Consider the following 14,760-nt stretch of genomic DNA (forward strand, 5'->3'; position numbering starts at 1 on the left):
CGGTTCCCCCTCCACTACGAGTGAGATTAGGCAACCGCCGACGGCCGGACATCAGGGACGAACCCTGATTTCTCCCGGACGACCCTGATTTGTCCTGAGGGTCGCCCCGCCGGCCCGTCCGGTCACACCGGCAGCAGGCGGGCGACCAGCCCGCTGAGCTGGCGGGCGTTGCGACACTCGTGCATCTCGACCAGCTCGGCATAGGCGGGGGCGGCGGAGTCGCCAGTGCCCCACTGGGGGAGCGCCTCCGGGTTCAACCAGTAGACGCGGCGGGCCCGTTCGGTGATCTGCCGGACGGCAGCCAGGTTCGGGTCGCTCATGTTCGTACGGGCGTCACCGAGCACGAACACGGTGGTGCGCGGACCGACCGCGTCGGCGTACCGCTCCGCGAACTCGCCCAATGCGACGCCGTAGTCGCTGCTGCCGTGCCAGCCCGTGAGCGCGGCCTCGGCGTGGATGCGGGCGCCGAGGCCCTCGGGATCGGCGGTGCCGGGCACGAGCAGCCCGGTCACCTCGTCGATCCGGTTGACGAAGGCGAACACCCGCACCTTGCTGAACTGGTCGTGCAGCGCCTGCACCAGCAGCATCGTGAAGTCCGAGAACCCGGACACCGAGCCCGACACATCGCACAGCAGCACCAGTTCGGGGCGGACGGGGCGGCGTCGGCGCAGCACGGGCCTCATCGGCACCCCGCCCGTGGACAGCGAGCCGCGCAGCGTCCGCCGCAGATCGATCGTGCCCCGCGCGGCACTGCGGCGACGAGCCGCCAGCCGGGTCGCGAGCTTGCGAGCCAGCGGCTGAACCGCCCTGCGCAGCTCCGCCAGTTGGGCCTTCCCGGCGAACAGGAAGTCGACCCGGTCGGCGGTCGGGGGCACCGCGCGCCGGGCGATCTCGTCCCGGCCTCGCCGCTCGGCGACCCGGCGCCGCGCCTCCACCGCCACCAGTCTCCGAAACTCCTCGATGCGCCGCCGGATCTCGTCCTCCAGCAGCCGGTCGGTGAACCCCGGATTCCCGCCCTGCGCACGGATGCTGTCACGGACACGGGCGAGCAGCGTCTGCGGGCGCAGCCGGTCGAGGGTCTGGTGCGAGGACCAGCCGTCCGACTCCGGCGACGATCCGTATCCGCCGAAGCCGTCGACCGCCTCGACGGCCAACTGGCCCATCACTGCCTGGTCGTCGTCGGCGAGCGCGGCCGCGAGCCGGTCCCGCAGGTCGTCCCGCCCGGCGGGCTCCTGCCCGGGCGCGCCGACGCCGCGCGGGAAGTACAGGTCGAAGACCGGGTCGAACACCGGCCGTTGGCCCGTGCCGTGCAGCAGTGTCGCCGCCAACCCCTCACGCAGCCGCTCCCGGTCCGCCAGCCCCAGGGCCTGCACCGCCAGCGCCGCGTCCACGGTCTCGCCGGTGCCGATCCGGACACCGTGCGCGCGCAGGGCGGCCACCAGCGACGTCAGCCGCTCGGCGACACCGGCGGGCGTGGTCACAGGGCGTCCAGGTCGAGCTTGGCGGCCGCCTTCAGGACGTCGTCCTGGTGCTTGAGGAGGACGCCCAGGGTGTCGCGTACGACGGTCTCGTCGAGTGTGCCGGCGCCCAGTGCGAGCAGGGTGCGCGCCCAGTCGATGGTCTCGGCGACCGACGGCACCTTCCGCAGGTCCATGGCCCGCAGCGCACCCACGACCCGTACGACCGACTCGGCCAGCGCCGCGTCGAGGTCCGGCACCTTCAGCCGTACGATCCGGCGCTCCAACTCCTCGTCCGGGAAGCCGATGTGCAGGAACAGACAGCGGCGGCGCAGTGCCTCGGACAGCTCGCGGCTCGCGTTCGAGGTGAGGACGACGAAGGGGCGGCGCGTCGCCGTGATCGTGCCCAGCTCGGGGACCGTGACCTGGAAGTCGCTGAGCACCTCCAGCAGCAGGCCCTCCACCTCGACGTCCGCCTTGTCGGTCTCGTCGATCAGCAGCACCTTCGGGTCGTCGCCGCGGATCGCCGTCAGCAACGGGCGCGTGAGCAGGAACTCCTCGCTGAAGATGTCCGTGCGCGTCTCGTCCCATGTCTCGTCGCGGCCCGCGCTGATGCGCAGGAGCTGCTTGGCGTGGTTCCACTCGTACAGCGCCCGGGACTCGTCTACCCCCTCATAGCACTGCAGCCGGACCAGCCGCGCCTCCGCGACCTCGGCGACGGCCTTGGCGAGCTCCGTCTTGCCGACACCGGCCGGTCCCTCCACCAGGAGCGGCTTGCCGAGCCGGTCGGCGAGGAAGACGGTCGTGGCGACCGCGGGCGAGGCGAGATAGCCGGTCTCGGCGAGACGGGCGGAGACGTCGTCGACGGATGTGAACAGCAACTGGGCCTCCAGGTCGGCGGCAGTACCGGGGCACTATCTAAGCGCTTGTTCACCACCGCTGTCACCTGATGTCGCCCCCTTGGCCAGCGGCCGCGCACGCGAAAGGGCGGCCACCGAAGCAGCCGCTCCATGCCGCACCGAACCGGTCGCCCTCATGACGCCACGGCCACCGCCCCCACCGCCGGAGTGCGCAGCATCCGCCGCGCCGTCGCCAGGCTCGTGCCCAGCGTCACCGCCGCCGCGACCGCGACCACCGCGGCCCCGCAACGAACATCACGCACAACGGTTACGCACTCGATGAAGGAACTTATGTTCCCTGCCGTACAGGGTCCGGGACCCGCACCACCGCCGGCACGGTCGCCGTGTTGTCGAGGATTGTGCGGTGCGGGAAGAGTCCGACCTGCTGAATGATGTATCCGTCACGGCGGCGCAGCCGCACCGGGTCGACCGTCGCGATGTCCTCGCCGTTTCATCAGGATCCGCCCCGACGTCGGCTCGATGAGCCGGTTCACCATCATCATGGTCGTCGTCTGGCCGCGCCCAGACGGCCCGACCAGCGTGACCAGCTCACTCTCGGACACCTGGAAGGAGGTCGTGCACGGCCGTCGTACGTGAAGCGGACGGCCAAGCCACCCGACCGCTACGAGCTGACGTCCGCACTCTCCTGACCGTCCACCAGCACCACCTCCAGGGTGCGCGGACCGTGTACCCCCTCGACCCGGTCCAGCTCGATGTCGCTGGTGGCCGACGGCCCCGAGATCCAGGTCAACGGGCGGGCCGGGTCGAGGCGTTCGAGGGCCTGCGGGACCGACGACACGACCTGCTCCGGGACCCGTACGACACAGATGTGGTGGTCGGGGACGAGGGTGATGCGGCGGCGGCCCTGGTCGGGGGAGCCGTCCAGGACGATGGTGCCGGTCTCGGCGACGGCCACCGCGCACGCCGTGACCACGCTGTCGACCCGGTCCAGCTCGTCCGGCGTGCTCCCGGCCAGGTCCGGCACCCGCTCGGCCTCCGCCGCCGAGAGCCACTTCGCATCCAGGCCCGGCGGCACGAGCACCGTCTTCGCACCGCGCGCGGCGAGCATCCCGGCGATCGTCACCGACAGATCGCCGGCCGTGCAGCGGTGCACGATCGCCCGGTAGTCCGCCAGGTTCTCCGCCAGCAGATCCACTGTCTCCGCGACACTCCGGTCCCCGTGCACGCGCACATAGTCACGCGGAACCGCCTGCTTGTACGGCGTGTCGTCCTGTCGTTCGGCCGCCGGCACGTCCGCGAGAGCACGCCGCACCCGGCCCAGGATCCGTTCTCTGCTGCTCACTTCGCGCCGCCGTCCTTTCCGCCGTTCGTACGCTGCCACCAGTCCCGAAACGGCTCCGAGGGCACCGCCGGCAGATCCCGGGTCCCGCTCCACGCCTTGCCCGGACCCGGCAGCGACCGCGGGTGGAAGCGGCGGGTGCGCGAGGCCAGCCGCTGGCCGGTGCGCAGGGCGCCCGGGCGGGAGAACGCCCAGCGTGCCGCCCGCATGGCCGCCCGCTCGGCCGCATGGCCCTTCGCGGGCTTGAGCACCACCTTGTTGCCCTCGCGCGTCACCTCACCGCCCTCCACGACCCGTTCCCGCAGATGCACCAGTACCTCGGGGATGTCGATGGCGACCGGGCACACCTCGTAGCAGGCCCCGCACAGCGACGACGCGTACGGCAGCGAGGCGTCGATCTCGCTCTGCGTGCCCCGCAGTTGGGGGCTGAGGATGGCGCCGATCGGGCCCGGGTAGACCGAGCCGTAGGCGTGGCCGCCGGCCCGCTCGTACACCGGGCAGACGTTGAGACACGCCGAGCAGCGGATGCAGCGCAGGGCCTGGCGTCCGACCTCGTCGGCGAGCGTGTCGGTGCGGCCGTTGTCGAGCAGGACGAGATGGAAGTTCTGCGGCCCGTCCTCGTCGGTCGTGCCGGTCCAGGTGGACGTGTACGGGTTCATGCGCTCGGCGGTGGAGGAGCGGGGGAGTGTCTGCAGGAAGACCTCGAGGTCCTGCCAGGTCGGCAGGATCTTCTCGATGCCGACGACCGAGATCAGCGTCTCGGGCAGGGTCAGGCACATCCGTCCGTTGCCCTCGGACTCGACGACCACCAGGGTGCCGGTCTCGGCGATCATGAAGTTGGCGCCGGAGACGCCGACCTTGGCGCGCAGGAACTTCTCGCGGAGGTGGAGGCGCGCTGCCTCGGCGAGTTCGGCGGGTGTATCGGTCAGCCCCTCGGGCGCCGGGCGGCCCCACTCGCTCATCTCCTTGCGGAAGATGTCGCGGATCTCGCCGCGGTTGCGGTGGATGGCGGGGACGAGGATGTGCGAGGGCCGGTCCTTGCCCAACTGCACGATCAGCTCGGCGAGATCGGTCTCGTAGGCGCGGATGCCCTCGGCTTCCAGGGCTTCGTTGAGCCCGATCTCCTGAGTGGCCATGGACTTGACCTTGACGACCTCCGACTCGCCGGTCGCCTTGACCAGGTCGGCGACGATCCGGTTGGCCTCGTCGGCGTCCGCGGCCCAGTGGACGGTGCCGCCCGCGGCCGTCACGGACTCCTCCAACTGCACGAGATACCGGTCGAGATGACGGAGCGTATGGTCCTTGATCTGCTTGCCCGCCTCCCGCAGCTCCGCCCAGTCCGACACCTCCGCGACGGCGTTCGCCCGCTTGGCGCGGATGGTGTGTGTGGCGTGCCGCAGGTTGCCGCGCAGCGTCTGGTCGTGCACGGCCTCGTGCGCGGCCTTGGGAAAGGCCGGCATACCGACAAAGGTTCCGCTCATACCGCCGGCTCCTCCTCCGTGCTCGCCAGGATCTCCGCGATGTGCACCGGCCGCATGCCGGTCCGGAGCCGGGTCATGGTGCCGCCGATGTGCATCAGACAGGAGTTGTCGGCCGCGCACAGCACCTCGGCGCCGGTCGACTCGGCGTTGCGCACCTTGTCCGTGCCCATCGCCGCCGAGACATCGGGGTTCTTCAGCGCGAAGGTGCCGCCGAACCCGCAGCACTCCTCGGCCCCCGGCAGCTCCGCCAGCTCCAGCCCCTTGACGGCCTGGAGCAGTCGCCGCGGCCGGTCGGCGAGCCCCAGTCCGCGCAGGCCGTGACAGGTCGGGTGGTAGGTCACCTTGTGCGGGTAGTACGCCCCGACGTCCGTCACCCCCAGCACGTCCACCAGGAACTCCGTCAGCTCGTACGTCTTCGGCACCACGGGCGCCAGAGTGGCCGCGAGCGTGTCCCCGCGCCCCTCGGCCCGGGCCCGCTCACCCATCCGCGGATACAGCTCCCGCACCATCGCCCCGCACGACCCGGACGGCGTGACGATCGCCTCGTACTCCCCGAAGACATCGGAGAAATGCCGGGCCAGCGGCTCTGCCTCATGGCGGTAGCCGGTGTTGTAGTGCGCCTGCCCGCAGCAGGTCTGGGCCATCGGGAAGTCGACCTCGACGCCCAGCCTGGTCAGCAGTTTCAGTACGGCGCGTCCGGTGTCCGGATAGAGCGTGTCGTTGACACAGGTCAGGAACAGGGCGACACGCATCGCGGCTCCTTGCGATCGATCATCGGATGAGTGATGAGGGCACCACCCACACGCGTTCAGCGTAGTGGGGGAGTAGTCCGGGCATGCGGTCCGGGGGAGTCCCCGCTCACCCTCGGGTGAGCCGGGCCTCCGCGTCGAGCCACCGCGCCGGGTCGCCCTGAGGTTCGTAGCGCGTCAGCGCCTGCGTACGGGTGAGCAGTCGCCGCCCGTCCGCGAGGTCGCCGACGAGACCGTCGGCCCGCGCCTGGACGAGGACGTTCCCGAGGGCGGCCGCCTCGGTCGGGCCGGCCACCACCGGCAGCCCGCAGGCATCGGCGGTCAGCTGGCACAGCAGGGCGTTGCGGGTCCCGCCGCCCACGATGTGAACGACGTCGACCGGATGGCCGGCCAGCCGCTGGGCGTCGGCGACCGCCCGGCGATGGGCGAGGGCCAGCGAGTCGAGGATGCAGCGCGTGATCTCGCCGGGCGACCCGGGCACCGGCTGCCCCGAGGCACGGCACGCCTCGGCGATCCGCTCCGGCATCCGCCCCGGCGCGAGGAACGCCGCGTCCCCCGCGTCCACGACCGACCGCAGCGCCGGCACCTTGGCGGCCTCCAGCAGCAGCCCGCCCAGCTCCGGCTCGCCCCAGGCCCGTACGCACTCCTGGAGCAGCCACAGACCCATGATGTTCCGCAGATACCGGACCGTGCCGTCCAGCCCCAGCTCATTGGTGAAGTTGGCGGCCCGGCTCTCCTCGCTCAGCACGGGAGCGCCCAGCTCCAGCCCCACCAGCGACCAGGTCCCGGTGCAGATGTACGCGAACCGTTCACCCGCGGCGGGTACGGCGGCCACGGCGGAGGCGGTGTCGTGCGACCCGACCGTCGTCACCGGTACGGGCCCGGCCAGCCCGGTCGCCTCCAGCACCTCGGCCCGCAGCACCCCCGCCGGATCGCCGGGCTGCCGCAGCGGCGCGAACAGATCCAGGTCGATGCCCAGCCGCGCGGCGATGTCGTACGACCAGTCGCGTGTCCGGGGATCGATCAGCTGGGTGGTGGAGGCGTTGGTGAGCTCGGTGCCCTGCTCGCCGGTCAGCCAGTACGCCAGCAGATCGGGGATGAGCAACAGCCGCCGGGCGTGCGCCAGCTGGGCCGAAGCCCGGGCCGCGGTCAGCTGGTACAGCGTGTTGAAGGGGGCGTACTGCAGCCCGGTGGCCGCGTACAGCTCCTCGGCCGGGACGGTCGCCCAGACCTTCTCCGCGACGCCCTCGGTCCGGGCGTCCCGGTAGTGCACGGGGTTGCCGAGCAGCGCCCCGTCGGCGTCCAGCAGCCCGTAGTCGACGGCCCAGCTGTCGATGCCGACGGAGGCGACCTGCCCGGTGGCCTTGAGCCCGTCCAGGACACCCGCGTACAGCCCGAGGACGTCCCAGCGCAGCCCCTCGGGCACCCGGACGGGCCGATTGGGGAATCGGTGCGCCTCGGTCAGCTCCAGGCTGTCGGGGCCGACGCGGCCGACCATGACGCGCCCGCTGGACGCGCCGAGGTCGACCGCGGCGTACGACTTCACGGCCGTCACCGGAGGAAGGCGGCCGCGACGCCGGCGTCGACCGGGATGTGCAGCCCGGTGGTGTGCGTCAGGTCCCCGCCGGTGAGCGCGAAGACGGCGCCTGCGACATGGTCCGGGAGCACCTCGCGCTTGAGGATGGTCCGCTGGGCGTAGAACTCGCCGAGCTTCTCCTCCTCCACGCCGTACACGGCGGCACGCTTGGCGCCCCAGCCGCCCGCGAAGATCCCGGACCCACGCACCACACCGTCCGGGTTGACGCCGTTGACGCGGATGCCGTGCTCGCCCAGCTCGGCGGCGAGCAGCCGCACCTGGTGGGCCTGGTCGGCCTTGGTGGCGGAGTAGGCGATGTTGTTGGGCCCGGCGAAGACGGCGTTCTTGGAGGCGATGTAGACGATGTCGCCGCCCAGCTTCTGCGCGATCATCACCCGGGCCGCCTCACGCGACACGAGGAAGGAACCGCGCGCCATGATGTCGTGCTGGAGGTCCCAGTCCTTGGCCGAGGTCTGCAGCAGCGGCTTGGAGATGGAGATACCGGCGTTGTTGACCACCAGGTCGACGCCACCGAAGGCGAGCGCGGCGGTCTTGAACGCCTCGGCGATCTGCTCCTCGGAGGTGACGTCGACGGTCACGGCGACGGCCTTGTCGGGACCGCCGAGCTCCTCGGCGACGGCCTGCGCGTTGTCACCGTTGAGGTCGGCGATCACGACACACGCGCCTTCGGTGACGAGCCGATGCGCGATGGCCTTCCCGATCCCGCTGCCCGCACCCGTCACCAGAGCGACACGTGTCGCCAGCGGCTTGGGCTTCGGCATCCGCTGCAGCTTGGCCTCTTCGAGCGCCCAGTACTCGATACGGAACTTCTCGGACTCCTCGATGGGCGCGTACGTCGAGACGGCCTCGGCCCCGCGCATCACATTGATGGCGTTGACATAGAACTCACCGGCGACCCGGGCGGTCTGCTTGTCCTTGCCGAAGGAGAACATGCCGACCCCGGGGACCAGCACGATCGCAGGGTCGGCACCGCGCATGGCGGGGGAGTCGGGCAGGGCGTGCCGTTCGTAGTAGGCGGCGTACTCCTCGCGGTACTCGGCGTGCAGCTCGTCGAGCCGCGCGATCGCCTCGTCCAGCGGGGCGGTCGGCGGCAGGTCGAGGACGAGCGGCCGCACCTTGGTCCGCAGGAAGTGATCGGGGCAGGAGGTCCCGAGCGCGGCGAGCCGCGGGTGCTCGGCAGCGGCGAGGAAGTCGAGGACGACGTCCGCGTCGGTGAAGTGCCCGACCTGCGGCTTGTCCTGGGAGGCGACGGCCCGGACGTACGGCGCGAGAGCCGCGGCCCGCTCCCGGCGCTCGGCCTCGGGCAGCGCACCGTAGCCCTCGATGACGGGACCGAAGGGCTCCGTCTTGCCACGTTCGGCGAGGAACGCCTCGGCGGTCCGGATGATGTGCAGCGAGTTCCGCTCGCACTCCTCGGAGGTGTCACCCCAGGCGGTGATCCCGTGCCCGCCGAGCACGCACCCGATGGCCTGCGGGTTGGCCTCCTTGACCGCGGCGATGTCCAGCCCCAGCTGGAACCCGGGCCGCCGCCACGGCACCCACACCACGGTGTCGCCGAAACACTCGGCGGTCAGCTTCTCCCCGTCGGCGGCACAGGCCAGCGCGATACCGGAGTCCGGGTGGAGGTGATCGACGTGCGCGGCCTCGACCAGCCCGTGCATGGCGGTGTCGATGGAGGGCGCGGCACCCCCCTTGCCGTGCAGGCAGTAGTCGAAGGCGGCGACCATCTCGTCCTCACGCTCGACGCCCGGATACACGTCGACGAGCGCCCGCATCCGGTCCAGCCGCAACACGGCCAGCCCGCCCTCGGTGAGCGTCCCGAGATCACCCCCGGACCCCTTGACCCACATCAGCTCGACATCACCGCCGGTGACGGGATCGGTGTCGGTGCCCTTGGCCGAGGCATTGCCGCCGGCGTAGTTGGTGTTCCGAGGATCGGCGCCAAGCCGATGCGACCGCTCGAGAAGGTGGGCGGCTTCGGGATGGGTTGCCATGAGATTCAGTCCTTGTCCGAAAGAGGGTGGGGATACGTCTTCAGGGGCGCGGGGCTGTGTTGATGTGCGGCTCCGCCGCGTGGGCGCGACCAGCCACACACGGCCCGCAGCCTGCAACAGTGATCATCAGGCAGACGCGATGCAGCGCCTACGCCCCCCACCCCGCCTGCTGCCCGCCAACCCGCTCCTCAGCGATCTTCGCGGCCCACCCGGACCGCCGGTACGCCCCCATCGGATCGGGGGCAAGCCCCATCTCCTCCCGCACCTCACGCAGCAACGGCCGCACATCGGTGTTGTACGCGTCCATCAGCACGGCGTTCGCCTCGAGCACATCCCCGGCCCGCTGGGCCTCGCCCAGCGCCGCCCGGTCGACCAGCAGCGCCTTCGCCGTGGCCTCCTGCACATTCATCACCGACCGGATGATCGCCGGAATCTTCGCCTCGATGTTGTGACACTGGTCGAGCATGAACGCGACCTCGGGCGAGAACCCGCCCCCACGCACGACCTCGTACATGATCCGGAACAGCTGGAACGGATCAGCGGCGCCCACCATCAGGTCGTCGTCCGCATAGAACCGCGAGTTGAAGTCGAACCCTCCGAGCTTCCCCTCCCGCAGCAGCGTGGCGACGATGAACTCGATGTTGGTGCCGGGCGCGTGGTGCCCGGTGTCGACGACGACCTGAGCCTTCTCGCCGAGCTTCAGACAGTGGGCGTAGGCGGTCCCCCAGTCCGGCACGTCGGTCGAGTAGAAGGCCGGCTCGAAGAACTTGTACTCCAGCAGCATCCGCTGCCCGTCCCCCAGCCGCTCGTACACCTCGGCGAGGCCCTCGGCCAGTCGGTCCTGCCGTGCGCGGAGGTCGTCCTGCCCGGGATAGTTCGTCCCGTCGGCGAACCACAGCTTCAGGTCCGTCGACCCGGTCGCGTCCATGATGTCGACGCACTCCAGCAGGTGATCGAGCGCCTTGCGCCGCACCACCGCGTCCGGATGGCAGATGCTGCCCAGCTTGTAGTCGTCGTCCTGGAAGGTGTTGGAGTTGATCGCCCCCAGCTTCACGCCACGGTCCTCGGCGTGCTTGGCCAGCGCGGCGTAGTCCTCGACCTTGTCCCAGGGGATGTGCAGGGCGACGGTCGGGGCCACGCCGGTGAACGCGTGCACCTGAGCAGCGTCGTCCAGCTTCTCCTGCGGTGTGCGGGGAACGCCCGGCTGGGCGAACACCTTGAACCGCGTCCCAGAGTTCCCGTACGCCCACGACGGCGTCTCGACGGCCTGGGTCTTGAGCGCGGCCTTCACCGCTGCGAGCTCGGTCACTTGAGGGCTCCTGTGACGTCGGGTCGGAAGGTCTTCTGAAAGGCTTCGCTGTGAAACGATTCAAGAGGGGAAGCTATGAGTCCCCCGGAGGGGTGTCAAGCCCTGTGGCCAAGGCTGTTGCCCGTGACTCGGCCGTTACCTTCGTTCATCGAAACTTTTTCGACCCGTACCCATTGACGTGACATGCGCTGCATGCCTAACGTCCCGGCAACCAAGTTGAAACCTTTCACGACGCCGAGAGGGCCGTCCCGCCGGCGTCGTCGAGGAGCCCCCATGACCCACCCGTCCACCACGGGTCCGGCCCCGGTTCTTGCGCTCAAGGACATCTCGAAGTCCTTCGGCGCTGTCCGCGCCCTGCGGGACGTCTCCCTGGAGCTGTTTCCCGGGGAGGTGCACGCCCTCGCCGGAGAGAACGGCGCGGGCAAGTCGACCCTCATCAAGACACTCGCCGGAGTGCACCGGCCGGACGCCGGCCAGGTGCTGCTCGACGGTGCGCCCGTCGTCTTCCACGGCCCAGGCGACGCCCGAGACGCCGGCATCGCCGTGATCTACCAGGAGCCGACCCTCTTCCCGGATCTGTCGATCACCGAGAACATCTTCATGGGCCGCCAGCCCCGGCGCGCCCTCGGCCGTATCGACCACAAGGCCACCCACCAGGCGACCCTGGCCCTGATGCAGCGTCTCGGCGTCGAACTCGACCCCGACCGCCCCGCCCGCGGCCTGTCCATCGCCGACCAGCAGATCGTCGAGATCGCCAAGGCGCTCTCCTTCGACGCCCGCGTCCTGATCATGGACGAGCCGACCGCCGCCCTCACCGGCAGCGAGGTCGCCCGTCTCTTCGGCGTCGTCCGCACCCTGCGCGAACAGGGCGCCGCCGTCCTGTTCATCTCGCACCGGCTGGAGGAGATCTTCCAGATCTGCCAGCGGGTGACCACCCTGCGCGACGGCGCCTGGATCGCCAGCGAACCGCTCGACGGCATGACCGAGGACGACCTGGTCCGCCGCATGGTCGGCCGCGACCTCGAAGAGCTGTACCCCAAGCAGGACGTGACGCCGGGCGAGGTCGCCCTGAGCGTGCGCCGGCTGACCCGCGAGGGCGTCTTCACCGACGTCTCCTTCGACGTGCGGCGCGGCGAGATCGTCGGTCTCGCCGGCCTCGTCGGCGCGGGCCGTACGGAGGTCGCGCGGGCCGTGTTCGGCATCGACCGCTGGGACGCAGGCGAGGTCTCCGTCGACGGCAAGGCCCTGATCAACGGCGCCCCGTCCACCGCCATGGCCTCCGGGCTCGCCCTCGTCCCCGAGGACCGGCGCGCCCAGGGCCTGGTGATGGACATGTCCATCGAGCGCAACATCGGCCTCACCGGACTTCGTACGACTGTGAAGGCCGGCCTCATGGACCGCGGCGCCGAACGCAGCCGCTCCCTCGACTGGGCCGTCAGGCTCCAGGTCAAGTACGCCCGCATCGCCGACACCGTCAACACCCTGTCCGGCGGCAACCAGCAGAAGGTCGTCCTCGCCAAGTGGCTCGCCACCGGCCCCAAGGTGCTGATCGTCGACGAGCCCACCCGAGGCATCGACGTCGGCACCAAGGCCGAGGTGCACCGGCTGCTCAGCGAGCTGGCCGCCGACGGGGTGGCCGTCCTGATGATCTCCTCCGACCTGCCCGAGATCCTCGGCATGGCCGACCGCGTGCTGGTGATGCACGAGGGCCGCCTGACCGCCGAGATCCAGCGCTCCGACGCCACCGAGGAAACCGTGATGGCCGCAGCCACCGGGAGGGCCGCGTGAGCGACGCACGCGTGGCCGCCGGGCCGCAGATGAACACGATGCCCGCACCTCTGCGCCGCGTGGGCGGAGAAGCGAACAAGAGGAGGGCGGCATGACGGTGCTCACCCCGAACGAAGCCCCCGTGGCGGAGGTGCCCAAGTCCAGCGGCACCCGCCTGGCCGACCGCGTCTTCAAGATGCGGGAGCTGGCCATCCTGCTCGTCTTCCTGGTGATGATCGGCGTCACCCAGGCGGGCAACAGCGAGTTCCTGACCGAGCAGGGCATCAAGGACCTGCTGCTCAACGCGACCATCCTGGTGCTGGTCGCCACCGGTCAGTCGCTGGTGGTCATCACCCGCAACGTCGACCTGTCAGTCGGCTCGACGCTCGGCATCAGCGCCTTCGCGGCCGGTACGTTCCTCCAGGGCGGCGGCAACCCCGTCGTGGCCGTGCTGCTGGCGGTCCTGATGGGTATCGCCTTCGGTCTGCTGAACGGCCTGCTCGTCAGCCTCGGCCAGGTGCCCGCGCTCGTGGTCACCCTCGGCACGCTCTACATCATCCGCGGCATCGACTCCATCTGGGTCGGCTCCCGCCAGATCACCGCGGCCGACCTCTCCGACGGCTTCGTGGACTTCGGCTCCGGCGGTATCTCCGCGGTGCCGTGGCTGGCGATGATCGCCCTCGCGGTACTGGTGGCGACGGCGTACTACCTCAAGCACTTCGGCAGCGGGCGCGAGTTGTACGCGCTCGGCTCCAACCCCGAGGCCGCCCGCCTCGCCGGCATCCCGGTCCGCAAGCGGATCCTGGCCGCGTACACCTTCTGCGGCGCCCTCGCGGGTCTCGCCGGCGCCCTGTACCTGGCCCGGTTCGGCAACGTCGACTCCGGCACCGGCAACGGCTACGAACTCACCGTCGTCAGCGCGGTCGTGGTCGGCGGCGTCGTCTTCACCGGCGGCTCCGGCAGCGTCTACGGCGCAGCCCTCGGCGCGCTGCTGCTGACCTCCATCAACAGCGTGCTGCCCGCCCTCGGCGTCAGCTCGGTCTGGGTGCTCGCCATCAACGGCATCCTGCTCATCCTCGCCATCGCGGTCGACCGGATCGTCGCGCTGCGCGTGGCCACCGCCCTGAAGAAGAGGAACGCCCGCCATGGCTGACTTCTCGCTTAGCCGAGCCATCCGCTGGTCCGCCTTGAAAAGGTGGGATGCAGTCGTCGGCGCCCTCCTCATCGTCGTCCTGCTGCTGTCCTTCGGCACCGTCGACGGCTTCGGCAACGCCCTCAACCTGTCGTTCCTGATCGGCAACACCCTGCCGATCGCGCTGATCGCCCTGCCCATGACGCTGCTCGTGGTCTCCGGCGAGATCGACCTCTCGGTCGCCTCCACCGCCGGTCTGTCGGGTGCCGTGATGGGCGCCCTGTGGAACCAGGGCATGACGATCGAGACGATCATCCCGATCTGCCTGCTGCTCGGTGTGGTCTGCGGCCTGATCAACGGTCTGCTGGTGACCCGGCTCGGACTGCCGTCCCTCGCCGTCACCATCGGCACCCTCGCCGCCTACCGGGGCATCGCGCAGATCGTGCTCGGCTCCGACGCGGTGACCGACTTCCCCACGCAGTACCTGGACTTCGCGGCCGGACGCATCGGCGACACCTTCATCCCGTACGCCCTGCTGCCCTTCCTGGCGCTGCTCGCGATCGCCGTGGTCGCCCTGCACGCCACCCCGTTCGGCCGGTCGCTGTTCGCGACCGGCGCCAGCGAGGAGGCCGCGCGCTTCGCCGGCATCCGGGTCAAGCGGCAGAAGCTGATCCTGTTCACGGTGACCGGCCTGATGGCCTCCCTCACCGGCATCTTCTGGGCCCTGCACTACGCCAGCGCCCGCTTCGACAACGCCACCGGCCTCGAACTCTCCGTCGTCGCCGCGGTACTGCTCGGCGGAATCGACTTCGACGGCGGCAAGGGCACGCTCGGCGGTGCGATCGCGGGAGTCTTCCTGCTCGGTGCGCTGCAGAACGTGATGAGCCTCCAGGACGTCTCCGCCCAGTCGCAGATCGTCGTCACCGGCGTCCTGCTCGTCCTCTCCGTGCTCGGCCCCCGGGTCGCACGCCAGATCTCCGTCGCGAGGGCCGGGCGCAGAGCCGCCTCAGCGCCGGTGTCCAAGGCGCCCAGTCCGACCCCCTAGGTCAACTGACGCCACGGACGACCTCGTAAG

Annotated in this window: 12 protein-coding genes and 1 pseudogene; 3 read left to right on the forward strand and 10 right to left on the reverse strand. The window is 70.6% G+C overall.

Translation table 11 applies throughout. The annotated features are described in order from the left end of the window. Positions 1-122: 122 nt before the first annotated feature. The 10 genes and pseudogenes from AQJ91_RS25790 to rhaI form a co-directional block, all read right to left on the reverse strand. Positions 123-1,481, reverse strand: a complete 1,359-nt coding sequence (locus AQJ91_RS25790; protein WP_067026226.1) for a vWA domain-containing protein — start codon at positions 1,479-1,481, stop codon at positions 123-125. Beyond that, positions 1,478-2,335 carry an AAA family ATPase gene (locus AQJ91_RS25795; protein ID WP_067026548.1) on the reverse strand — a complete coding sequence of 286 codons (858 nt, stop codon included), beginning with the start codon at positions 2,333-2,335 and terminating at the stop codon, positions 1,478-1,480. Before AQJ91_RS25795 ends, AQJ91_RS25790 begins: the two co-directional genes overlap by 4 nt. A 155-nt stretch (positions 2,336-2,490) precedes the next feature. Further along, complete coding sequence (locus AQJ91_RS57425) at positions 2,491-2,619, reverse strand: hypothetical protein (RefSeq protein ID WP_267891233.1); 129 nt, start codon at positions 2,617-2,619, stop codon at positions 2,491-2,493. Between the two features lie 59 nt (positions 2,620-2,678). After that, positions 2,679-2,971, reverse strand: a pseudogene (locus tag AQJ91_RS49995) (ATP-binding cassette domain-containing protein); the annotation flags it as partial. A 7-nt stretch (positions 2,972-2,978) separates the two neighbouring features. After that, positions 2,979-3,659, reverse strand: a complete 681-nt coding sequence (locus AQJ91_RS25800) for a LutC/YkgG family protein (protein ID WP_067026228.1) — start codon at positions 3,657-3,659, stop codon at positions 2,979-2,981. Further along, positions 3,656-5,137 (reverse strand): LutB/LldF family L-lactate oxidation iron-sulfur protein, encoded by a 1,482-nt coding sequence (locus tag AQJ91_RS25805; RefSeq protein WP_079085191.1) that lies wholly within the window; start codon positions 5,135-5,137, stop codon positions 3,656-3,658. Before AQJ91_RS25805 ends, AQJ91_RS25800 begins: the two co-directional genes overlap by 4 nt. Beyond that, entirely contained in the window at positions 5,134-5,889 is a 756-nt protein-coding gene (locus tag AQJ91_RS25810; RefSeq protein WP_067026232.1) for a (Fe-S)-binding protein, read from the reverse strand. The genes AQJ91_RS25805 and AQJ91_RS25810 overlap by 4 nt, the downstream gene beginning before the upstream one ends. A 106-nt stretch (positions 5,890-5,995) precedes the next feature. Continuing rightward, positions 5,996-7,432 (reverse strand): rhamnulokinase, encoded by a 1,437-nt coding sequence (locus tag AQJ91_RS25815; RefSeq protein ID WP_079085196.1) that lies wholly within the window; start codon positions 7,430-7,432, stop codon positions 5,996-5,998. A gap of 5 nt (positions 7,433-7,437) precedes the next feature. Next, the gene (locus AQJ91_RS25820; protein ID WP_067026234.1) at positions 7,438-9,477 is read right to left on the reverse strand and encodes a bifunctional rhamnulose-1-phosphate aldolase/short-chain dehydrogenase; all 2,040 of its coding nucleotides are present in this window, start codon (positions 9,475-9,477) and stop codon (positions 7,438-7,440) included. A gap of 148 nt (positions 9,478-9,625) precedes the next feature. Next, the gene (gene rhaI, locus AQJ91_RS25825; RefSeq protein ID WP_067026236.1) at positions 9,626-10,786 is read right to left on the reverse strand and encodes an L-rhamnose isomerase; all 1,161 of its coding nucleotides are present in this window, start codon (positions 10,784-10,786) and stop codon (positions 9,626-9,628) included. 273 nt (positions 10,787-11,059) lie between these two features. On the opposite strand from rhaI, the gene AQJ91_RS25830 reads away from it, so the two are divergent. The 3 genes from AQJ91_RS25830 (at position 11,060) to AQJ91_RS25840 (ending at position 14,730) form a co-directional block, all read left to right on the forward strand. After that, entirely contained in the window at positions 11,060-12,574 is a 1,515-nt protein-coding gene (locus AQJ91_RS25830) for a sugar ABC transporter ATP-binding protein (protein WP_067026238.1), read from the forward strand. 91 nt (positions 12,575-12,665) lie between these two features. Next, complete coding sequence (locus tag AQJ91_RS25835; protein ID WP_067026240.1) at positions 12,666-13,706, forward strand: ABC transporter permease; 1,041 nt, start codon at positions 12,666-12,668, stop codon at positions 13,704-13,706. Beyond that, a complete protein-coding gene (locus tag AQJ91_RS25840; RefSeq protein WP_067026242.1) occupies positions 13,699-14,730 on the forward strand; it encodes an ABC transporter permease in 1,032 nt (343 codons plus the stop codon). Before AQJ91_RS25835 ends, AQJ91_RS25840 begins: the two co-directional genes overlap by 8 nt. The last annotated feature ends 30 nt before the right edge of the window (positions 14,731-14,760 follow it).

Source organism: Streptomyces dysideae (assembly GCF_001514305.1).
Classification (GTDB): Bacteria; Actinomycetota; Actinomycetes; order Streptomycetales; family Streptomycetaceae; genus Streptomyces; species Streptomyces dysideae.